This window comes from Streptomyces sp. NPDC057694, from assembly GCF_042799415.1.
Classification (GTDB): Bacteria; Actinomycetota; Actinomycetes; order Streptomycetales; family Streptomycetaceae; genus Streptomyces.
On sequence record NZ_JBHVIX010000017.1, the window covers coordinates 95,132 to 115,242 of the forward strand.

The 20,111-nt window shown below is 70.8% G+C and carries 15 protein-coding genes; 9 read left to right on the forward strand and 6 right to left on the reverse strand.

Annotated elements, in window-relative coordinates:
• Positions 1-7 precede the first annotated feature (7 nt).
• Positions 8-2,215, reverse strand: a complete 2,208-nt coding sequence (locus tag ACFVDP_RS30140) for a discoidin domain-containing protein (RefSeq protein ID WP_383496435.1) — start codon at positions 2,213-2,215, stop codon at positions 8-10.
• A gap of 477 nt (positions 2,216-2,692) precedes the next feature.
• Between ACFVDP_RS30140 and ACFVDP_RS30145 the strand changes: the two genes are divergently transcribed.
• The 5 genes from ACFVDP_RS30145 (at position 2,693) to ACFVDP_RS30165 (ending at position 8,856) form a co-directional block, all read left to right on the forward strand.
• Complete coding sequence (locus ACFVDP_RS30145; RefSeq protein ID WP_383496438.1) at positions 2,693-4,027, forward strand: ABC transporter substrate-binding protein; 1,335 nt, start codon at positions 2,693-2,695, stop codon at positions 4,025-4,027.
• 87 nt (positions 4,028-4,114) lie between these two features.
• Positions 4,115-5,047 carry a carbohydrate ABC transporter permease gene (locus tag ACFVDP_RS30150; RefSeq protein ID WP_383496669.1) on the forward strand — a complete coding sequence of 311 codons (933 nt, stop codon included), beginning with the start codon at positions 4,115-4,117 and terminating at the stop codon, positions 5,045-5,047.
• A 4-nt stretch (positions 5,048-5,051) separates the two neighbouring features.
• Entirely contained in the window at positions 5,052-6,038 is a 987-nt protein-coding gene (locus tag ACFVDP_RS30155; RefSeq protein WP_383496441.1) for a carbohydrate ABC transporter permease, read from the forward strand.
• Positions 6,039-6,160: 122 nt separating this feature from the next.
• Entirely contained in the window at positions 6,161-7,765 is a 1,605-nt protein-coding gene (locus ACFVDP_RS30160) for a glycoside hydrolase family 13 protein (protein WP_383496444.1), read from the forward strand.
• A gap of 77 nt (positions 7,766-7,842) precedes the next feature.
• Positions 7,843-8,856: a LacI family DNA-binding transcriptional regulator gene (locus ACFVDP_RS30165; RefSeq protein WP_383496447.1), complete on the forward strand. Its 1,014-nt coding sequence runs from the start codon at positions 7,843-7,845 to the stop codon at positions 8,854-8,856.
• A 30-nt stretch (positions 8,857-8,886) separates the two neighbouring features.
• Here ACFVDP_RS30165 and ACFVDP_RS30170 read toward each other — a convergent pair whose 3' ends face one another.
• Positions 8,887-9,900: a LacI family DNA-binding transcriptional regulator gene (locus ACFVDP_RS30170; protein WP_383496450.1), complete on the reverse strand. Its 1,014-nt coding sequence runs from the start codon at positions 9,898-9,900 to the stop codon at positions 8,887-8,889.
• Between the two features lie 150 nt (positions 9,901-10,050).
• Here ACFVDP_RS30170 and ACFVDP_RS30175 point away from each other — a divergent pair, with 150 nt between their 5' ends.
• Entirely contained in the window at positions 10,051-11,298 is a 1,248-nt protein-coding gene (locus ACFVDP_RS30175; protein WP_383496453.1) for a cytochrome P450, read from the forward strand.
• A 48-nt stretch (positions 11,299-11,346) separates the two neighbouring features.
• On the opposite strand, the gene ACFVDP_RS30180 is transcribed toward ACFVDP_RS30175, so the two are convergent.
• Positions 11,347-12,966 carry an alpha-amylase family glycosyl hydrolase gene (locus tag ACFVDP_RS30180; protein ID WP_383496456.1) on the reverse strand — a complete coding sequence of 540 codons (1,620 nt, stop codon included), beginning with the start codon at positions 12,964-12,966 and terminating at the stop codon, positions 11,347-11,349.
• A gap of 89 nt (positions 12,967-13,055) precedes the next feature.
• Positions 13,056-13,919 carry a universal stress protein gene (locus ACFVDP_RS30185; RefSeq protein WP_383496459.1) on the reverse strand — a complete coding sequence of 288 codons (864 nt, stop codon included), beginning with the start codon at positions 13,917-13,919 and terminating at the stop codon, positions 13,056-13,058.
• A gap of 584 nt (positions 13,920-14,503) precedes the next feature.
• Here ACFVDP_RS30185 and ACFVDP_RS30190 point away from each other — a divergent pair.
• Positions 14,504-15,199, forward strand: a complete 696-nt coding sequence (locus tag ACFVDP_RS30190; protein WP_383496462.1) for a response regulator — start codon at positions 14,504-14,506, stop codon at positions 15,197-15,199.
• Between the two features lie 15 nt (positions 15,200-15,214).
• Here the strand turns inward: ACFVDP_RS30190 and ACFVDP_RS30195 are convergent, their stop codons facing one another.
• A complete protein-coding gene (locus ACFVDP_RS30195; RefSeq protein WP_383496465.1) occupies positions 15,215-16,945 on the reverse strand; it encodes a GAF domain-containing protein in 1,731 nt (576 codons plus the stop codon).
• Positions 16,946-17,285: 340 nt separating this feature from the next.
• Here ACFVDP_RS30195 and ACFVDP_RS30200 point away from each other — a divergent pair, with 340 nt between their 5' ends.
• Positions 17,286-18,005 carry a PP2C family protein-serine/threonine phosphatase gene (locus ACFVDP_RS30200; protein ID WP_383496468.1) on the forward strand — a complete coding sequence of 240 codons (720 nt, stop codon included), beginning with the start codon at positions 17,286-17,288 and terminating at the stop codon, positions 18,003-18,005.
• Between the two features lie 91 nt (positions 18,006-18,096).
• Positions 18,097-18,348 (forward strand): DUF5133 domain-containing protein, encoded by a 252-nt coding sequence (locus ACFVDP_RS30205; RefSeq protein ID WP_383496471.1) that lies wholly within the window; start codon positions 18,097-18,099, stop codon positions 18,346-18,348.
• Here ACFVDP_RS30205 and ACFVDP_RS30210 read toward each other — a convergent pair.
• Complete coding sequence (locus tag ACFVDP_RS30210; RefSeq protein ID WP_383496474.1) at positions 18,337-20,094, reverse strand: coagulation factor 5/8 type domain-containing protein; 1,758 nt, start codon at positions 20,092-20,094, stop codon at positions 18,337-18,339. The genes ACFVDP_RS30205 and ACFVDP_RS30210 overlap by 12 nt on opposite strands.
• Between the last annotated feature and the right edge of the window lie 17 nt (positions 20,095-20,111).

Below are 20,111 nucleotides of genomic sequence, written 5' to 3' on the forward strand. Positions count from 1 at the left end.
GGGCGGATCACTTCAGGTACGCCTCGACCTCGCTGAGCTGCGCGGCGGGCCAGCCCGTGTTGGCGGTCACCTGCACGCGCAGATAGCGGGTGGCGGGCGACGTGTCGGGCAGGGAGACGGTCACGGTGTTGCCGGTGGCCGGATCGAAGCGGTAGTCCTTCGACGCGGCCCGCGTGGCGAAGGACGATCCGTCGGTGCTGCCCAGCACCGAGAGGGTCTGGGTGCGGGCGCCCCACGCAGTCGCCGGCGGCAGCTTGAGCACGACCCGCCGCACGGCCTGGGCCGAGCCGAGGTCGACGGTGAGCGCCTGCGGGAAGGCGTTGTTGCTCGACTCCCAGTACGAGTTCGCGTCGCCGTCGACCGCCTTGCCGGGCGTGTACACGTCCGCCGAGCCGGTCGCGGTCGCCGAGCGGCCCCGGGCGAGATTGACGTCCGGGTCGGGGTCGGTGGTGCCGGAGCCGGGCTGGGGCCAGGCCGAGCAGTCGTTCCAGGTGCTCGACCAGCCGGAGTTGCCGCCGCCGTCGGTGAGCGCGAAGGTGCCCGCGCCCGACGGGTAGGGGCAGTTGTAGACGCCGGCCGAGCCGACCCCGGTGGCCTTCAGGTTGCTGATCTTCACCGCGCCCGGGGTCTCGGCCTGCACCACGACCGTGCCGACCTTGGCCACGGTCGACCCGTCGACGGTCACGTTCTTGACGGCCTTGCCGGTGCCGCTGCCCGAGACGAACTCGTAGGCGCTGTAGGGGCTGTCGTTGATCGTGGTGTTCGTGATGTTCACGGTCGCCTCGATGGCGCTGTCGTACGCGTCGACGCGCAGCGCGCCCATCGGGTGACCCCAGTTGGGGTTGATCGCGCCGGTGCGCACGAGGGTGTTCCCGGAGACCGTGATGGTGCCCGCGAGCGGGGAGAACGGGTCGAGGAACTTCTGGTTGGAGATCGCGATGCCGCTGCCCAGCGCGTTGGTGTCCTGGACAAGGTTGTCCTTGACGGTGATGTCGGTGCCGCCGTAGATCGCGATGCCGTTGGCCAGGTTGGGCTGCGAGATGGTGTTGCCGGCGAACGTGGAGCCGGTGTCGGCGCCGTTCAGCGACCACATGGCGAGCGAGTCGTCGCCCTGGTTGCGCAGGAAGTTGCCGCGGACCTGGACGCCGTGCGCATTGCCATTCAGGTTGAGGCCGTCGGCCGTGGTGTCGAGGATGCGGCTGTTCTCGACGATCAGGTTGTCGTTGTTCCCGGTCAGCCAGAAGCCGCACTTCAGGTGCTGGATCCACATGCCGGAGACGGTGGAGTTCGGGCCCAGTGAGCCGTTGACGAAGTTGTCCGGGTTGTTGTCGACGCGCTCGGTGACCTCACCGATCACCGCGAAGTTCTTGAGGTTGACCTTGCCCGCGGAGCTCGTCTGGTCGATGAAGTGCGAGGAGCGCACGACCGAGTACCAGCTGCCCGCGCCCAGGAGCGTCACGTTCTCCACACCGCTGAGCGCGGAACCGACCTTGAAGTCACCGGCCGGTATCCACACCGTGCCGCCGCTGCCCTTGGCCGCGCTGATCGCGTCGCGGAACGCCTGCGTGGAGTCCTGCTGACCGGTCGGGTCGGCGCCCTTGTCGACCACGGAGATCGCCCCGGAGGGCTTGGCCGCGGCGGCCGCGACCTGCTCGAAGTCGGCGACGTCCACGGTGACCTGGGTCGAGGCGGCCTCCAGCTTCACCGTGTCGCCGGCCTTGAGGTCCCGGCCGAGCAGCAGGCGCGCGTTGTCGAAGAAGTGGTGCGTCTTGGCTCCGGCGATCCAGGACGTGTCGACATAGCTGTACTTGGAGGTGACGGCCAGCGACCGGTCGAGCTTGGTGCCGTTCACGTACACGGCGAGCGAGCCGGACTGCCCGTCGGGCACGTTGTAGGCAACGTTCACGGCGTTGGCCGCGCCGGTCAGGGTGAACTGGACGCTCTGCCCCGCGTTCAGCCGGACGGCCTGCCGGCCGGAGGCCTCGGAGGCGACGGTGCCCTGGGTGTAGTCGGGCCCGATCTTCTGGCCGCCGGTGGCGGCGGACTCCGCCTCGTAGGAGGTGAAGGGGAGGGTGGCGCCCGCGGCGCTCGCGGCGGCGGCCCGCTGCGGGGCCGCATGAGCCGCGGTGCCTCCGGCACCGACCACGGCGCTCACGAGAGCGACCGCGAGGGCGAGGACGGGGAGGCGGCGCGCGGAGCGTGATGGCGCGTGCATGACATGCGGGTTCATCTGCGGTGGGGCCTTCCTGGTGGGGGTGGGGAGGTGGGGGTGAGGGTGGGGCCGATGGCGGAGAGGTGCCTTCCGGGGGCCGATCGGCGTCCCGGCCGCAGGCAGCGCTCACTCAAGCATCGCGACTGTGTGAACACAAGATGTCGCGCAGAGACTGCAAATAATTGACAGCCTTGCGCAATCGCTGACCAGGCAAGGGGGTTGGCGTCCTTGAGGGCTCTTGTGGAGTGAGCCTCCGCGACCGTTGCCCGGCGGAGGATCGGGCTCCGCTCATGGCAGGTGTGCCGCATGCGCTCCGGGCCTGGAGTGGTCCGGCGCTGACGACACATCCACGATGAGCCGTCGTGATGCAGTCGTAATCTTGCAATTTTGGATCCGAATCTTGCGGTCATCTGTGCGCCGTCCTATCGTCACGTCTCGAATCAAGGGCAGTGCTTGGGCTTGACCCCTGGAGGAGCCGTAATGAAGCCCCGTAACCTCGCGATCCTTCTGACGACAGGTCTGGCACTCACTGCCACAGCCTGCGGCGGTGACTCGTCGGACGACGGCGCCGGAGGAAAGACCAGCATCACCGTGGCCTGTCAGCCGGCGAAGACCGCGCCGAAGCAGCGCAAGGCGTGGAACGACGACGTCGCCGCGTTCGAGAAGGCGCACCCGGACGTCAAGGTGAAGAGCACCGATCAGCAGCCGTGCTTCGACCCGAAGACGTTCGCGGCGAAGCTGGCCGGCGGGCAGATGGAGACCGTGTTCATGGTCCCCGTCACCAACTACGCGGACGTGATCTCCAAGCGGCAGGCGAAGGACATCACGAGCGACACCAAGTACGTGAAGAACTTCGGTGACATCAAGCAGAACGTGCGCGACATGGTCACCAAGGACGGCAAGGTCTACGGCGTCCCGAACGTCAGCTACAGCGTCGGACTCGTCTACAACCGGGCCGTGTTCAAGAAGGCGGGCCTGGACCCGGACACCCCGCCGAAGACGTGGGACGAGGTCCGCACGGCCGCGAAGAAGATCGCCGGGCTCGGCAAGGACTACGTCGGATACGGCGAGTACGGCGGCGGCAACACCGGCGGCTGGCACTTCGCCCAGGCCATCTACAGCCGCGGCGGCGAGATGGTCACCGACCACAAGGCGGCCTTCAACAGCCCCGAGGGCAAGGCCGTCCTGCAGACGCTGCACGACATGCGCTGGGAGGACAAGAGCACCGGCAGCAAGGTCAACATCGGCTGGGAGTCGCTGATGCAGCTGATGGCGGCCGGCAAGACGGGCATGATGCTCGGCGCCCCGGACGTCGTCACCGACGTCGTCCAGAAGTTCCAGGGCAAGGTCGACGACTACGGCATCACCGGGATACCGGACGGCAAGGCGTCGCTCACCGGCGGCGAGGCGTACATGATCAACCCCAAGGCGAGCGCCGCGCAGACCAAGGCCGGCCTGGAGTGGATCGACTTCCAGTTCAACACGCCCGGCAAGGGCCGCTTCGACTTCGCCCGCGGCAAGGCCAACGGCGAGGCCGTGGGTGTGCCGAACAACGACTACATGGGTGACTCGCCCACCGGCAAGAAGCTCGCCGAGGAGCGCAAGGCGAACGCCAGCCTGCCGGTCGAGTACTACGAGCCCTACGTCGCGAACTCGACGTCGGTCGAGCCGAAGCTGGAGCCGGAGAAGGCGCAGGAGCTGTACGCCGTCCTCGACGTCGCCATGTCGGCGGTCCTCACACGGGAGAACGCCGACATCGACCAGCTGCTCAAGGACGCCGAGTCCAAGGCGAACTCGATCCTCGCCAAGAGCTGACGGCACAAGGTTCCGGGGTGCCGCCCACCGTGGCGGCACCCCGAGTCGGCTACGCACCGCGGTCGGAGCCGGGAACGGGAGATCATGATGGAAACACTCACGGTGGAGCCCGAGCGGCAGACCGCGCCACGGCGCCGGCCACCCTCCAAGCGCGGCCGGGCCGCGCGCAGAAACCTGAGCGCCTACGGATTTCTGTGCGCAGCGCTCTTCTGTTTCGCCATGTTCGCGTGGTGGCCGATCGTCAAGGAGGTCCTGCTCAGCTTCCAGTCGACCAACCTGGTCGACCCGCCCACGTGGGTGGGCCTGGACAACTTCCGTACGGTGGTGGACGATCCCGCGTTCGGCCAGGCCTGGCGGAACACCCTGGTCTTCACCCTGCTGGCCCTCGTGTGCGGCTACGTCATCCCGTTCGCCGTCGCCATCGTGCTGAACGAACTGCGGCACGCCCGCGCGTATTTGCGGTTCGTCGTCTATCTCCCGGTGATGCTGCCGCCGATCGTCGCGGTGCTGCTGTTCCGCTGGTTCTACGATCCCGGACCCGGTCTGTTCAACCAGATCCTCGACTTCGTCCACCTGCCGACCCTGTCCTGGCTGGACTCCACCAGCACGGCGCTGATCTCCCTGGTGATCGTCTCCACCTGGATGAACCTTGGCTCCGGAGTGCTGATCTATCTGGCGGCCCTGCAGAACATCCCCGGTGACCTCTACGAGGCGGCCGAGCTCGACGGTGCCGGCATCTTCAAGCGCATCTGGCACGTCACCATCCCGCAGACCCGGCTGATCCTGCTGCTGATGTTGATGCTGCAGATCGTCGCCACGATGCAGGTGTTCATCGAGCCGTACATGCTCACGGGCGGCGGCCCGGAGAACGCGACGGTCACCGTCGCCTACCTCATGTACCAGTACGCGTTCGTCTACGGCGGCAACTACGGGGCGGGCAGCGCGCTCGGCCTGATGCTCATGATCGTGCTGCTCGCGGTCGCCGCGCTTCAGCTCCGGCTGACCCGAGAGGAGAAGTAGGTCCATGGTCAACACCACCGCCCGCCCGGACGCGGCGGAGCAGACCCGGGGCGAGAAGACCGCCGTCCGGCGTACCGGACGGACCCGGAACAAGCGCCGGGGCGCCTGGGCCGAGGGTCACACCAGGACCATCGTCTCGCCGCTGGAGCTGAAGTCCCGCTGGGGCCGCAAGATCTACTGGACGCTCCTCGTGTTCGTCCTGGTCGGGTTCACCCTGGTGTTCGTCTTTCCCCTGTACTGGATGGTGACGGGGGCGATGAAGTCGGGCGAGGAGATCGCCCAGATGCCTCCCACCCTCTTCCCCAAGCATCCCGACTTCGGCGTCTTCGCCGATGCCTGGGAACTGTTCGACATCGGGACCCTGCTGAAGAACACCCTGCTCTACGCCGTCGGCGCCTGGCTGTTCGCGCTGGCGGTGGACGTGTGTGCCGCCTATGCCCTCTCCAAGCTCCGGCCGATGTTCGGGAACGTGATCCTGGCCGGCATGTTCGCCACCCTGATGATCCCGCCGATCGTCGTGATGATCCCGGCGTACATCACGGTGACCGATGTGCCGATCTTCGGCTGGCATCTGCTCAACTCGCCCTGGGCGATCTGGTTCCCGGTGGCCGCCAACGGTTTCAACATCTTCCTGCTGAAGCGTTTCTTCGACTCGATCCCGAACGAGCTCCTGGAGGCGGCCGAGATCGACGGCGTGCCCCCGTGGCGGACCCTGGTCTCGATCATCCTGCCGATCTCCCGGCCCATCCTCGGCGTGGTCTCCATCTTCACCGTCGTCGCGGTCTTCAAGGACTTCGTCTGGCCGCTCCTCGTGCTGCCCGACAGCGAGAAGATGACCATCAGCGTGGGCCTGTCGCAGACCGCGGGAGCCGTGACGCAGAACCAGATCATGGCCGGTCTCGTCATCGCCAGCATCCCGATGATCATCGTGTTCTTCTTCTTCCAGCGCAGCATCATGGCGGGCCTGACCGCCGGAAGCCTCAAGGGCTGACCGCGCGGCACCGCGCCGGGCCCGCAGCCGGTACCACCCCTCAGCACTCCGCCGCCGGCCTCAACCATCCATGCCCCCGCACCGGCCGGCGGCGGAGTCCCACCTGCCCGAAAGGACCTCCCGTGGCAGCTGTTCCCTCGTCCCGCACCGACGACTGGTGGCGCGACGCCGTCATCTACCAGGTGTACCCCCGGAGCTTCGCGGACGGAGACGGCGACGGAGCCGGGGACCTGGCGGGCGTCCGCGCCCATCTCTCGTATCTCGCCGAACTCGGCGTGGACGCGGTCTGGTTCACGCCCTGGTACCAGTCCCCGCTGGTCGACGGTGGCTACGACGTGGCCGACTACCGCACCATCGACCCCGCCTTCGGCACCCTCGAAGAGGCGGAGAAGCTGATCTCGGAGGCCGCCGACCTGGGGATCCGGGTCATCGTCGACATCGTCCCGAACCATGTCTCCGACCAGCACGCCTGGTTCCGGGCGGCGCTGGCGGCGGGTCCCGGCAGCCCGGAGCGGGAGCGCTTCCACTTCCGGCCCGGCCGCGGTGAGCAGGGCGAACTCCCGCCGAACAACTGGCCGTCGGAGTTCGCGGGCGGCACCTGGACCCGGGTGCCCGACGGCGAGTGGTACCTCCACCTGTTCACCCCCGAGCAGCCCGACCTCAACTGGGCCCACCCGGACGTGCGCCGGGAGCACGAGGACGTGCTGCGCTTCTGGTTCGAGCGCGGTGTCGCCGGGGTCCGCATCGACTCGGCCGCCCTCCTCGCCAAACACCCCGACCTGCCCGACTACGAAGCGGGCGTGGGCCCGCACCCGTACATCGACCAGGACGAACTGCACGACATCTACCGGTCCTGGCGCGCGATCGCCGACGAGTACGGCGGCGTGTTCGTCGGTGAGGTCTGGCTGCCCGACGCCGAGCGCTTCGCCCGCTATCTGCGCCCCGACGAGCTGCACACCGCCTTCAACTTCAACTTCCTCAGCTGCCCGTGGGACGCGGACCGGCTGCGCAGCACCATCGACGACACCCTCGCCGAGCACGCCCCCGTCCACGCGCCGGCCACCTGGGTGCTGTGCAACCACGACGTCACCCGTACCGTGACCCGCTACGGGCGCGAGGACACCGGCTTCGACTTCGCGACCAAGGCCTTCGGCACCCCCGTCGACCTCGCCCTCGGGACCCGGCGCGCCCGCGCCGCGGCACTGCTCACGCTGGCGCTGCCCGGCTCGGTCTACCTCTACCAGGGTGAGGAACTCGGCCTGCCCGAGGCGGACATCCCGCTGGACCGCATCGAGGACCCCATGCACTTCCGCTCCGGCGGCACCGATCCCGGCCGGGACGGCTGCCGGGTGCCGCTGCCCTGGGTGGCCGACGCCCCGCACTGCGGTTTCGGTTCCGGGGCGGAGCCCTGGCTGCCGCAGCCCGCCGACTGGGCGCGGTACGCGGTCGACCGGCAGACCGGTGCCCCGGAGTCGATGCTGACGCTGTACCGCACCGCACTGGCGGTCCGGCGTGGAGGCCCCGGGTTCGGTGACGGGCCGATGAGCTGGCTGCCCGAGGAGGACGGCGTGCTCGCCTTCTCCCGGCCGGGCGGCCTGGTCTGCGTGGTCAATCTGCGTGACCGGCCCGCCGAACTGCCTTCGTACGACCGGCTGATCCTGAGCAGCGGGCCCCTGGACGGCCAGGGACGCCTGCCGAGCGACACCGCCGCGTGGCTGCGGACATGACACCGCCCGGCATGCACGGCAAATCAACTGCCAAGGAGTGTAAGTTCTTTGCAGTCAAGTGAGCTAATCTTGCGGATATGACACGACGACTTGCTCAAGTTGCCAGGAAAGCGGGAGTCAGCGAGGCAACGGTCAGCCGTGTCCTCAATGAGAGGCCGGGCGTCTCGCAGGCGACGCGGCAGTCGGTGCTCACCGCTCTCGACGTGCTCGGCTACGAACGCCCGACCCAACTGCGTGGTGAGCGGGCCCGTCTGGTGGGTCTGGTCCTGCCGGAGCTGCAGAACCCGATCTTCCCCGCGTTCGCGGAGGTGATCGGGGGCGCGCTCGCCCAGCAGGGCCTGACCCCCGTCCTGTGCACCCAGACCAAGAACGGCGTCTCCGAGGCCGACTACATGGAGCTGCTGCTCCAGCAGCAGGTCTCGGGGGTGGTGTTCGCGGGCGGGCACTTCGCGCAGGCCGACGCGGACCACGGGCACTACCGGCGGCTGGCCGAGCGCAAGATACCGGTCGTCTTCATCAACGCGTCGATCACAGGACTCGACTTCCCCTGTGTGTCCTGTGACGACGCGGTCGCGGTCGAGCAGGCGTGGCGCCACCTCGCCTCGCTGGGCCACGAGCGCATCGGCCTGCTGCTCGGACCCCTGGACCACATGCCGTCCCGCCGGAAACTGCGGGCCGCGCGCGGTGTCGCCCGGGCGATGGGCATGACCCTGGACGACGCGCTGGTGGAGCGGTCCCTGTTCTCGCTCGAAGGAGGACAGGCCGCCGCGTCACGCCTCCTCGACCGGGGCGTCACCGGCATCATCTGCGCGAGCGACCCCCTGGCGCTCGGCGCCATCAGGGCCGCCCGCCGGCGCGGGCTGTCCGTGCCGGAGGACCTGTCGGTCGTCGGCTACGACGACTCGGCGTTCATGACCTGCACCGAGCCGCCTCTGTCGACGGTGCGTCAGCCCATCGAGGCGATGGGGCGCGCGGCGGTCGAACTGCTCATGGCACAGCTCCAGGGCTCGCGCACCCATCTCGGCGAGCTGCTCTTCGAACCGGAACTCGTCGTGCGCGGCTCGACCGGCCAGCTCACCGCTTCTTCGTAGGGTGCGCGTCCTTCGCAGGACACCCGCCGGTCAGTCGGCGGCCCGCGGCGGAGCTGTCGAGCCGCGCACCACCAGCTCGGGCTCGAAGAGCAGCTCACCGGGCGGCACCGCGCCGCCCTGAATCTGCGCGACGAGCAGCTCGACGGCGGCCCGGCCCATCGCTTCGATCGGCTGCCGTACGGTCGTCAGCGGTGGCTCGGTGCAGTTCATGAACGCCGAGTCGTCGTAGCCGACCACCGAGATGTCGCGGGGCACCGAGCGCCCGGCCCGGCGTGCGGCACGCACCGCTCCGAGGGCGAGCGGATCGCTGGCGCAGATGATGCCGGTGATGCCGCGCGCGATCAGCCGGGCCGCCGCGGCGTGCCCGCCCTCCAGCGAGAACATCGCCCGCTCCACGGCGTCCTCGGCCAGCCGGCCGCCCGCCGCCTGCGCGGCGGCGCGCGCCGCCGCGAGCTTGCGCTGGGACGGCATGTGGTCGTCGGGCCCCAGCACCAGGCCGATGCGCTCGTGGCCCAGCGAGGCGAGGTGGCGCCACGCCTGCTCGACCGCGACCGCGTCGTCACAGGCCACACACGGGAAACCCAGACGCTCTATGGAGGCGTTCACCAGCACCACCGGCACATTGCGCTCGGCCAGCCGCTGATAGTGCCCGTGCTCCGCGTCGGCCTGCGCGAACAGACCGCCCGCGAACACCACTCCGGACACCTGCTGCTGGAGCAGCAGCTCCACATAGTCCGCCTCGGACACCCCGCCCTTCGTCTGGGTGCACAGGACGGGGGTAAGACCCTGCTGGGCGAGCGCACCCCCGATCACCTCCGCGAACGCGGGGAAGATCGGGTTCTGCAACTCCGGCAGGACCAGACCCACCAGACGGGCCCGCTCACCACGCAGTTGGGTCGGGCGTTCGTAGCCGAGCACGTCGAGAGCGGTGAGCACCGACTGCCGCGTCGTCTCCGACACACCGGGCTTGTTGTTGAGCACCCGGCTGACCGTGGCCTCGCTGACCCCGACCTTTTTCGCCACCTGAGCAAGTCTGCGCGTCATGGAACGCAAGATTAGCGCAACGCTTGCGGTCCGTTTGCGTGATCCTGGCATCCTCCCGGCGGCGCACCCTCGGGGCACGCCTGCGCCGATCAGGCGGCGCAGCGGCGGCTGTGGCGTGCCACGGCCCCGGCCCGGGGAACACATGCCCGCGTGAACGAGACGACCGTACGCGATGACCCGCCTGCTCCGGAACCGATGGGCACCACCTCGCCGGCCCGCGAATGGGCCCTGGCGGATCTGCCCGCGCTCACCTTCGACCCGCTCCTCGCCGAGCTGCTCCACGAGGAGCCGGTGGCCCGGGTGCGGATGCCCTTCGGACAGGAGCGCGAGGCGTGGCTCGTCACGCGCTACCCGGACGTGCGCCTGGTGACCTCCGATCCGCGCTTCAGCCGCTCCGCCCTCATCGACCGGGAGGTGAACGGCATGATGGCGCACCGCGTCGCCGCCACCGTCGGCCTCAACTACGCGGATCCGCCCGACCACTCGCGGCTGCGCAAGGTGATGATCAAGGCGTTCACCGGCCGCACCATGAAGGGCCTGCGCCCGCGGGCCGAGATCACCGCCGCCGCGCTCCTCGACACGATGGAGGAGACGGGCCCGCCCGCCGACCTCGTGGCCCATCTGCACGGCCCGTTCCCGCTGACCGTCGTCAGCGACCTGCTGGGCGTGCCGGCCGAGGACCGGGACCGACTCGCCGACTGGCCGGACGTGATCCTCTCGGCGGGCCCGGGACCGAAGTCCAGCGAGGCCGCGAAGGAACGGATGCGGCAGTACATCGTGGACCTGCTCACCGCGCGCCGCGAGAGCCCCGCCGACGATCTGGCCTCCGTGCTCGGGCGGGCCTGCGCCGACGGCGAGATCACCGAGGCGGAAGCCGTCTCCCTCGCGACGGCCGTCCTGGTCAGCGGTGCCCACGCCGTCCGCAACAACAGCGCCAACATGGTCTACACGCTGCTGACGCGGCCGGAACTGGCCGACCGGCTGCGCGCGGAGCCCGAATCGCTGCCGCGGGCCGTCGACGAACTCCTGCGTCACATCCCGCACCGCAACGGCGTCGGGCTGCCCCGCATCGCCACCGAGGACGTGGAGGTCGGCGGTGTCCTGATCCGCGCGGGCGAGGCCGTCTACGCCTCCTACCTCGCGGCCAACCGCGACCCCGACGTCTTCGCCGATCCCGACGTGCTCGACCTCGACCGCACCGGCACGGCACACCTGTCCTTCGGGCACGGGCCGCACCACTGCATCGGCGCGATGCTGGCCCGCATGGAGTCCGAGGTGATGCTCGGCGCCCTGCTGACCCGCTTCCCCCGACTGCGCCTCGCGGTCGACCCGGCCGAGGTGGAGTGGCAGAGCAAGGGGTTCATCAGGGGACCGAAGGCGCTGCCCGTCAGCTGGTGACCCGGAGCCCGGAGCCCGGGGGCCGGGGGCCGCGAGCGTGCGTGCCGCTCAGCGCCCCGTCAGCTCGAAGACCCCGTAACCGAATCCGTCCGCCTCGACCGCCGTGCCGTCCGCCGCGATCCGCGCCCCGTGCACCTCGACGGGCCGGGTCCCGGCGAACCGGTCCGCGCTCGCACCGGTCGCCCAACCGGCCGTGGCACGGCCCGGGTTGACGATGACGAGAAACCGCTCCCCACGCACGTACACGAACGGATGGCCCTCGTGCAGGACCTCCACCGGCGACCCGTACCCGAGCGCCGGACTGTTGCGGCGCAGGGCGACGAGGCGGCGTACGAGATGCAGCAGCGAGGTCTCGTCCGCGCGCTGCGCCGCCACCGACGGGCGGTCGGGAGCCGGGTCGAGGGGCAGGTAGAAGCGGTCCTCGGCGGCGGTGGAGAAACCGGCGCCGGGCCCGTCGTCCCACTGCATCGGGGTGCGGGAACCGGCCCGGTTGTAGCGTGGGCCGAGGACGCTGCCCTCCTTCTCCGGGAGACCGGGCACGTACCGCATCCCGATCTCGTCGCCGTAGTAGATCGCCGGCAGCGTCGGCCAGGTGAGCTGGAAGGCGAACGCGGCCGGGAGCTGTTCGGCCGTGCGCGGGCCGCAGTTCAGACGCGAGAAGTCGTGGTTGGCGGTGGGCAACGCGATGAATCCGGTGTCGCCGAGCGCGCCCGCCGCCTGCCGCCAGGCCTGGACGAACGGGCGCGGCGAGCCCTGCCCGGAGGCGTCGAAGAAGCAGTCCAGCGGGTCCCAGGCCCCGTCCGTGGTCCCCGTGCCGTTGCTCCACAGGGAGCGCATCGCCAGACCGTTCGCCGGGCCGCCGAACTGCAGGAAGAAGTCGGTGTGGAAACCCGCGGGCACCGAGATCTCCGGGTCGCCCCACTCCGAGAGCAGGACCGCCTGCGGATGGGCGCGGTCGAGCCAGTGCCGCAGCTCCGTCCAGATCGCCGCGGTCGCCCGCTTGCCCGGATCGTCCTTCACCAGCGACGCCGCCATGTCGACGCGGAACCCGGACACGCCGAGCCGCAGCCAGTGGTCCATGATCTCGCGCAGCGCCGCCCGGTTGGCGCGCGGTCCCTCCGCGTCCACCGGCTGCCGCCACGGCTCGGCCGGACTCGTGTGCGCGTAGCCGAAGTTGAGCGCGGGCTGCGAGTCGAAGAAGTTCGGCAGATAGCCGCCGGGACGGCTGCCGGGGGAGGCGACGAAACCCTCGGGGACGTCCTCGGGGTTCCAGATGTAGCGGTGGTCCCCGGGGTCGTCGACAGCGGCGCGGAACCACGGATGCTCGTCCGAGGTGTGTCCCGCGACCAGGTCGAGCAGGATCCGGATCCCGCGCCGGCCCGCGAGATCCACCAGCTTGGCCAGATCGTCGGCGGTGCCGTAGCGCGGCGCGATGCGGAGGTAGTCGGACACGTCGTAGCCCGCGTCCCTGAACGGCGAGGCGAAGCACGGATTGATCCACACGGTGTTCACACCCAGCCACGCCAGATGGTCCAGCCGTTCGGCGATCCCGCCGAGATCACCGATCCCGTCCCCGTCCGAGTCGGCGAACGACTGCGGGTAGATCTGGTAGAAGACGGCCTCGGAGAGCCAGGCCGGGGCGGGACGGAACGGCGCTGCGTCGGGCATGGAATCGCCAACTCCCTCGCGGTGTGCGGAAGCCGAGCGTACGAGGGGCGTGGCCGTGCCGGGTAGAGGGCCCGGCGGCCGGCCCGCGATCAGCTGTGCGGCACGACCGCCACGGGACTCGTCGCGTGGTGCACCACGGAATGGGCGGTGCCGCCCAGCCGGAGCGCGTCGGCACGCCGGCCGATCACCGTCAGGCTCGCCCCCGTCGACGCCTTCAGCAGATGGTGGCCGGGCGTGCCGTACAGCAGCCGCTCCGACACCTCCACCTCCGGGTACTTCGCCCGCCACGCCCGCAGCGCATCCGACAACGCACGGCGGCCCAGCGACTCGCGGCGGGCCGCGTCACCCGACGGCGCGCCCCCGGGCACACCGCTGTCCAGCGGCGGCAGCACCCAGGTGTGCAGCGCGTGCAGCGGCGCCTCGCGCAGGGCGGCGGTCTCGAACGCGTAGCCGAGGATGTCGTCGGCCGGGGAAGCGACGTCGATGCCGACGACCACCGGCCGGAAACGCCCCTCGGCCGTCCGCTCGTCCTGGGGGAGCGCGCCCGCCCGGACCAGCACGACGGGGCGCGGCGCCCTGGCCGTCACGGCGAGGGCGACCGGGCCGACGAGGAACCCGGCGTACCCGGTGAAGCCCCGTGAACCGAGCACCAGCGCCTCAGAGTCCGTGGCCGCGTCCAGCAGCGCGCTCACCGGAGGCTGCGGCCTGCGGCGGGCCAGGATGGGCAGGGCCGGGTGGACGTACGACAGTTGGAGTGCGGTCCGGTCGAGGACGGCGCGCCTCGGCAGGTCGACGTCCAGGGGCGGGGGCGCGGTCCGGTGGCCGCTGCTGCCGGCGTGCACCAGGCGCAGCGGCAGACCGTGGCGCAGCGCCTCGCGGGCCGCCCAGTCGGCGGCGTCCATGCTCTCGCGCGAGCCGTCGGTCCCGACGCTCAGGACGCGAATGCTGGTCATGACGGAAACCTCCATGGAGGTGACGCGGACGGTGTCCTGCGGTGCGGGTTCCACGCGAGGGCCGGGTCAGTCGTGGGCACGGCGCGGGCGGCGCACGTCTTCGGACCGGCTCGCGACGGCGCACGGTGCGAGGAACCTCCCACCGGAACCGCTCCCACGGGGAGAGGTGAACCGGCCCTGACGCGAGGGACGTTCGGTCCCACGGAAAGGAGCACCGGGCGCCCCGGTGCCGGGGCGTCCCCGGGCACGCGGAACCGACAGGCCCCCGGGCCGGAGCCGTTCGGCTCTTGGCCGCGGGGGAGACGGCCCCGCAGGATGTACCTGTCGCACGACGGCAGTCCGCAACGGATGAGAGCCGACGGCGTGGCCGGACGCCGCCGATCGCCCGGCCCCGCCCCGCGTCACACCCCTTCGAGGTGATCGCCGACGAGTTCGGCGCCGTCACGGTCCGCCTGATGCGCGCGTTCGGTGCGACACTGCCCGGATGACGGTCCCGTAGGGCAGGAGATCGGGACCGTTCGGCCCTGGCGGATCACCCCTGATGGTCCCAGGATCTAGGGAACGACCGTCCGAGGGGGGCCGCCATGCAGCCGTCGCGCACCTTCAGCGCCGATGACCCCGTCCGCATTCTGCTCCTCGACGACCATGAAGTGGTCCGCCGGGGGCTGCGCGACCTCCTCGGGGCCGAGCCCGACCTGGAGGTCGTGGGGGAAGCGGCCACCGCGGCGCAGGCCCTCGCCAGGGGGCCTGCGCTGCGGCCCGATGTGGCCGTGCTCGACGTCCGGCTCCCGGACGGCGACGGCATCACCGTCTGTCGCGAACTGCGCGGTCTGCTGCCGGAGGTGAGCTGTCTGATGCTCACCTCGTTCGACGACGACGACGCGCTCCTGGACGCCATCATGGCGGGGGCGTCCGGCTACGTACTGAAGCAGATCAAGGGCTCCGACCTGATCTCCGCCGTGCGCACCGTCGCCTCCGGCGCGTCGATGCTGGACCCGGCGACGACGGCCCGGCTGATGCGCAGTCTGCGCGGACCCGAGCAGCAGCCGTCGGCGGGCGGCGGGCCGCCCGCCGCGCAGCTCGCCGAACTCACCGAGCGGGAACGGGACATCCTCGAACTGGTCGGCGAGGGCCTGACCAACCGGCAGATCGGGCAGCGCCTCTTCCTGTCCGAGAAGACGGTGAAGAACAACATCTCGCGGCTGCTGGCCAAACTGGGCGTGGAGCGGCGCATCCAGGCGGCCGTGCTCGCCACCCGGCTCCCGCCCAAGGGCTCCTGACGTTCCTTCAGCGCGTCAGTCCTGTTTGCCGAGCGGAACGCTCCACACCAGCCGGGTGCCGCCGTCCTCGCGCGGCGTGGCCGTCAGCGCTCCGTCGCGCTGAGCGGCGCGTGCCGCCAGATTGGCGAGCCCGCTGCGATGGGCGTCCGGCTCGGTGGTGATGCCGATGCCGTCGTCGAGAACGCTCAGGCTGACGGCGCCGCCCCGGACGGCCAGGACGACCTCGGCGGACGACGCCCGGGCATGGCGCGCCACATTCGTGAGCGCCTCGCCGAGCACGGCCAGCACATCGTCCGCGACCGGCCCCGGCACGTCCACGTCGACCAGGCCCTCCATGCGCAGGGCAGGGGTGAAGCCGAGCACCCGGGCCGCCTCCTCCACGGCCCGCACCACCCGGATCCGCAGCCCCGCGTCCGTCGGCGGGGCGTCGCGCTCGCGCAGACCGAAGATGGTCGACCGGATGATCTTGATGGTGGTGTCGAGATCGTCCACGGCCCGCATCAGACGCTCCGCGGCCTCCGGATGCTGGACGAACCGCTGGGCGCTCTGCAGCGTCATACCGGTCGCGAACAGCCTCTGGATCGCCAGGTCGTGCAGATCACGGGCGATCCGGTCGCGATCCTCCAGCAGGCTCATCTGTTCCGCGTCGCGCCGCCGGTCGGACAGTTCGAGGGCGAGCGTCGCCTGCCCGGCGAAGCCCACCAGTGGTGTCAACTCGGCTGCGGAGAAAGGCTGTTCCTCCGCGTGGCGTGCCAGCATCAGCACCCCGCGTTCCCGGTCGGGCGTGCCCAGTGGCATCGCCACTGCCGGCCCGAGTCCGTCCCAGCGCGCGGGCTGATAGGTGATCCTGGGGTCCTTGCGGATGTCGTCGGACGTGACCAGCTCGCCCGCGGCGAGCGCGGTCCCGGCGAACGTCCCCTTGCGCGGCAGGACGATGTCGTGGTGCGCCCCGGCCTGCCGGCCCAGGGCGAGCACCTCGTGCAGCTCCTCGTGGCCGGGCACGACCAGCGCGATCACACCGAGGTCGGCGCCGGTGATCTCCCGGGCCCGCTCCACCATGAGCCGCAGCACCTGGGTCTCTCCGGCACCGGACAGCAGACTGCCGGAGAACTCGGCGCTCAGCTGCAGCCAGCGCTCGCGCAGCCGGACCTCCTCGTAGAGGCGGGCGTTCTCGATGGCCACACCCGCGGCCGCGGCCAAGGTCTGGAGCACGGCCACGTCCTCGTCGTCGAAGTCGCCGCCCCCGCGCTTCTGGGTCAGATACAGATTGCCGAACACCGCCTCCCGCACCCGGATCGGGACCCCCACGAACGTGTGCATCGGGGGATGGTGCGGCGGGAATCCCGACGACGCGGGATGGTCGGCCAGTTCGTGCAGCCGCAGCGGCTCCGGGTGCCGGATCAGCTCGCCGAGCAGTCCGTGCCCGGAGGGCAGCTCGCCGATCCGCGCGCGCAGTTCGTCACTGATGCCGACCGGCAGGAACTGCGACAGCTTGCGCCGGTCCTCACCGATCACCCCGACCGCGCCGTACTCGGCGTCGACCAGCACGATCGCCGCTTCCACGATGCGTCGCAGCACCTGGGAGAGATTCAGCTCCTGGCCCACCGACAGAACGGCCTCGAGCAGGCCTTGCAGGCGATTTCTGGTGCCGCGGACGGCATCGATCCTGACCTGAAGTTCCTCAAGGAGTTCATCGAGACGCAGACGGGGCAGTGGTCCGGGCCCCCGTGCCTCCTCTAGGCCCATTCCGCCTCCGCCAGACGTAGACGCCGCGTTGCGACTCTCACGGTAGCGGCTGGGCGCGCCCCGACGACCTGCTTCGTCACACCTCGGTAGGCAAAACGCCGCTGCCTGTCGCAGGTCGTGCGTCCGGGGGACGCCCCTGGTGAAGGAGGGCCGGCCGGGCCCGGTGGTGACGGCTCCGCCGGGGGAGCGCGGCGCCCGGCACGGGCGCCCGGTTTCCCTCCCGCGCCGGTACTTGGCGGAAAACGTCACAGAGAGCTTCGGGATGACTACACTTCCGTGGGTCGCACCCGCCGTCCGCCTCCCCACCTGGCATCCGGCCGCACTTTCGGAAGGCCCCCCATTGACCGTCCGCCCGCCGTCGCGCACCACCACCCCGGACACGGTCGGCTCCCTGAGCGTCAGTGCCCGGCGGCTGACCGCGGGCTCCGGGCACGGTGGGGCGGCCGGGGACCTGCACGGTGTCCTCGACACGGAGTTCGGCACCCGGCTGCTCATCGGCGATGTGATGGGAAAGGGGCGCGAGGGGGCCCGCACCGCCGCCGCGGTCCTGGAGATGTGGAAGCAACTGGCACCGCGGGAAGCCTCGTTGGAGGTGCTCGCCGTGCGACTGCACTCCGTGGTCACCCACTCCGCCGAACCCGACCGCTTCGTCACCGCCGCCCTGCTCACCATCGCCCCGGACGGCGCGGCCGACCTCGTCTGCTGCGGACACCCGCCGCCCCTGCTGATCCGCGACGGCGGCGCCGTGCCCGCCGCGGTGCCCGCACCGGCGCCCCCGCTCGGCCTGCTCGACCTCGCCCACGGCTGGTGCGCCGCCCAGCCGGTGCCCGCGCGCGCCTGGGAGCGGATGCTGCTGCACACGGACGGGGTCACCGAGGCGCGGGACGGCGACGGCGTCTTCTATCCGCTCGCCGAGCGCGCCGCCGAACTGGCGAACCGGCCCCTCGCGTTGTTCACCGCGGCGCTCGCCGCCGATCTGCTGCACCACGCGCGGGGCAGCCTCCAGGACGACGCCTCGCTGCTCGCCGTCGAGGCGGCGCCCGCTCTGCTGAGGGCGTGATCGCGCCCCGGCGCCGCCGCCTGTTTGGGAGGCGGCGGCGTGGGCAATCGCGGAACTGTCCGGCTCACCCCGAACCGAGGAGCCCGTGCCGATGCTGCTGGCCCACCCCGCTCTGCTGGCCGATCTCGTCCGCGAGTACGACTCGCTGAACGCCCTGGACGCCAAGGGCGGCGGCCCCGAGGCGCGCCGCCGCCTGGCCGACGTCTCCTACAGCCTGTGCGTCGCCACCGGGACCTGCGACATCGACGCCGCGCTCGTCGCGGCCCGGTACCGGCTGCCCGGTGCCCGGGTCCACGACGACTCGCTCATCGGGGCGCCCCGGCCGCGTACATCAGGGGTATGACACGACCGTGGAGGGCACCGTGTCGGTGCCCGACGTGGCCGCTCCGGTGTCATTGATGACGTGCTCGAACTGGCCCTTGCCGCCGAGGGACACGACGAGCAGGTCGTGGAACTTCACCCCCGGCTTGTTCGGCGCGGCGAACCCGTGGTCCTGCCGGATGGTCGGGTCCGTGTTGAAGAAGCAGTACGAACCCAGCCCCCAGCCCTCGTGGTCCGTCACCGAGTCGGCGACCTTGTAGGCGGCGAACCCCTTGACCGAACCGTCCTGGACCGCCGCCTGGTTCGGGGCGTCGTACGCCTTCTCGTTCTGGAAGAAGATCGTGCGGCCGCGTTCGCCGGACCACTGCACGTCGTACTTGTTGAAGTGCTCCACGAACAGGCCGGTCATCAGCACGTCGTCGCCGTTGACCACGACGCCGTAGTCGGCCCGGTTGGTGTCCCAGCCGACGCCGTCGCCGTGGTCGGCGCGCCACACCCAGGTGTGGTCGACGATGGTGTTCCGCGCGTTGACCACCAGGCTGGTGGTCGCCTTCCCCGCGCCCGCGCCGCCGATCCGCACGAACACGTCCTGCACGGTGATCGGGTCGGCGGAGTGGTCGGCGGACGCGCCCGACGGCCCGATCTCCAGCAGGGTGTCGGAGTTGACCGTCCCGGCGTCCACCAGGAACCCGGCGAGCCGGACCCCGTCGACGTCGGCCACCTGCACGGCCGTGGCGCCGCCGTCCGGGATGAGCGTCGCGTAGCCGAGGCCGAGCACGACGGTGCCGGCCCGCTTCACCTGGATCGGCGCGTCGAGGTGGTAGACGCCGGGTGTGAGCAGGAGGTGGAGGCCCTGGTCGAGCGCGGCGTTCAGGGTCGCCGCACTGTCGCCGGGCTGAGCCACGTAGAACTCGGTCAGTGCCACCGACGTACCGCGCGGTGTCCCGTTGCCCCAGGTGGTGCCCCGCGCGTTGGTCCGCTTCTCGGGCAGGAACACCTTGTAGTCGTCGCCGTCCAGGTAAAGGAACGGCTTCTCGCGGGAGACAGGTGTCGTGTCGAGCGTCGTGTACGGAGCGTCGGGGAAGCTCTGCGCGGGTGCGCCCTCGACGCCCGAGAAGACCATGTTCCAGACGGCGTTGAGCCAGCCGCCCACCGACGAGTCACGGGTGTACCACTGCTGCTGCGAGTACGGGCCGACGGAGCCGTCGACACGGCTGTCCGCGATGTAGCCGCCGCTCGCCCAGCCGTAGCCGTCGGGCGACAGGTTCAGGTCGCCGCGCACATGCATCCGGCGGAACGGGGCCGCCTGCGCCACCGCCCACCGGTTCGTCCCGCTGACCGGGACGAGGGCGAGGTTCTCGGCGCTGCGCCAGAAGTTTTGCGTGGCGTTGCCGTCGAACCAGCCGGCGTCGACCGTCACATCGCCGTTGATGGTGGTGTCGTCGGGGGAGAGGCCGAGGCCGGAGATCGAGGTGTAGAAGCCGAGCTGCGCGTTGAGCCCGCTGTACGTGCCCGGCTTGAACAGCAGCGCGTAGCGGCCCGTGCCGAACTGGGCCGACTCCTGCTGCTTGAAGATCTCGTCCAGCTTGGCCTGGATGCCGGCGGCGGCCGGGTCGAACACGATGACATTGGGGCCGAGGTCGCCGCCGGCCTGGAGCTTCGTCGCCGTCGCGGCCGTGCGGTCCTCGGCGGCGGACGCCGTGACCGTGCCGATCGCGGGCAGTGCCGCGGTCGCCGCGACCGCGCCGAGGATCGTACGGCGGGACATGGGTGTGGGGAGGTGGG

Bases quoted from the DNA above. Each gene is read 5' to 3' on its own strand.
- ACFVDP_RS30140 (WP_383496435.1), bottom strand. From the start codon at position 2,215: ATGCACGCGCCATCACGCTCCGCGCGCCGCCTCCCCGTCCTCGCCCTC.
- ACFVDP_RS30145 (WP_383496438.1), top strand. From the start codon at position 2,693: ATGAAGCCCCGTAACCTCGCGATCCTTCTGACGACAGGTCTGGCACTC.
- ACFVDP_RS30150 (WP_383496669.1), top strand. From the start codon at position 4,115: ATGGAAACACTCACGGTGGAGCCCGAGCGGCAGACCGCGCCACGGCGC.
- ACFVDP_RS30155 (WP_383496441.1), top strand. From the start codon at position 5,052: ATGGTCAACACCACCGCCCGCCCGGACGCGGCGGAGCAGACCCGGGGC.
- ACFVDP_RS30165 (WP_383496447.1), top strand. From the start codon at position 7,843: ATGACACGACGACTTGCTCAAGTTGCCAGGAAAGCGGGAGTCAGCGAG.
- ACFVDP_RS30170 (WP_383496450.1), bottom strand. From the start codon at position 9,900: ATGACGCGCAGACTTGCTCAGGTGGCGAAAAAGGTCGGGGTCAGCGAG.
- ACFVDP_RS30180 (WP_383496456.1), bottom strand. From the start codon at position 12,966: ATGCCCGACGCAGCGCCGTTCCGTCCCGCCCCGGCCTGGCTCTCCGAG.
- ACFVDP_RS30185 (WP_383496459.1), bottom strand. From the start codon at position 13,919: ATGACCAGCATTCGCGTCCTGAGCGTCGGGACCGACGGCTCGCGCGAG.
- ACFVDP_RS30190 (WP_383496462.1), top strand. From the start codon at position 14,504: ATGCAGCCGTCGCGCACCTTCAGCGCCGATGACCCCGTCCGCATTCTG.
- ACFVDP_RS30195 (WP_383496465.1), bottom strand. From the start codon at position 16,945: ATGGGCCTAGAGGAGGCACGGGGGCCCGGACCACTGCCCCGTCTGCGT.
- ACFVDP_RS30205 (WP_383496471.1), top strand. From the start codon at position 18,097: ATGCTGCTGGCCCACCCCGCTCTGCTGGCCGATCTCGTCCGCGAGTAC.
- ACFVDP_RS30210 (WP_383496474.1), bottom strand. From the start codon at position 20,094: ATGTCCCGCCGTACGATCCTCGGCGCGGTCGCGGCGACCGCGGCACTG.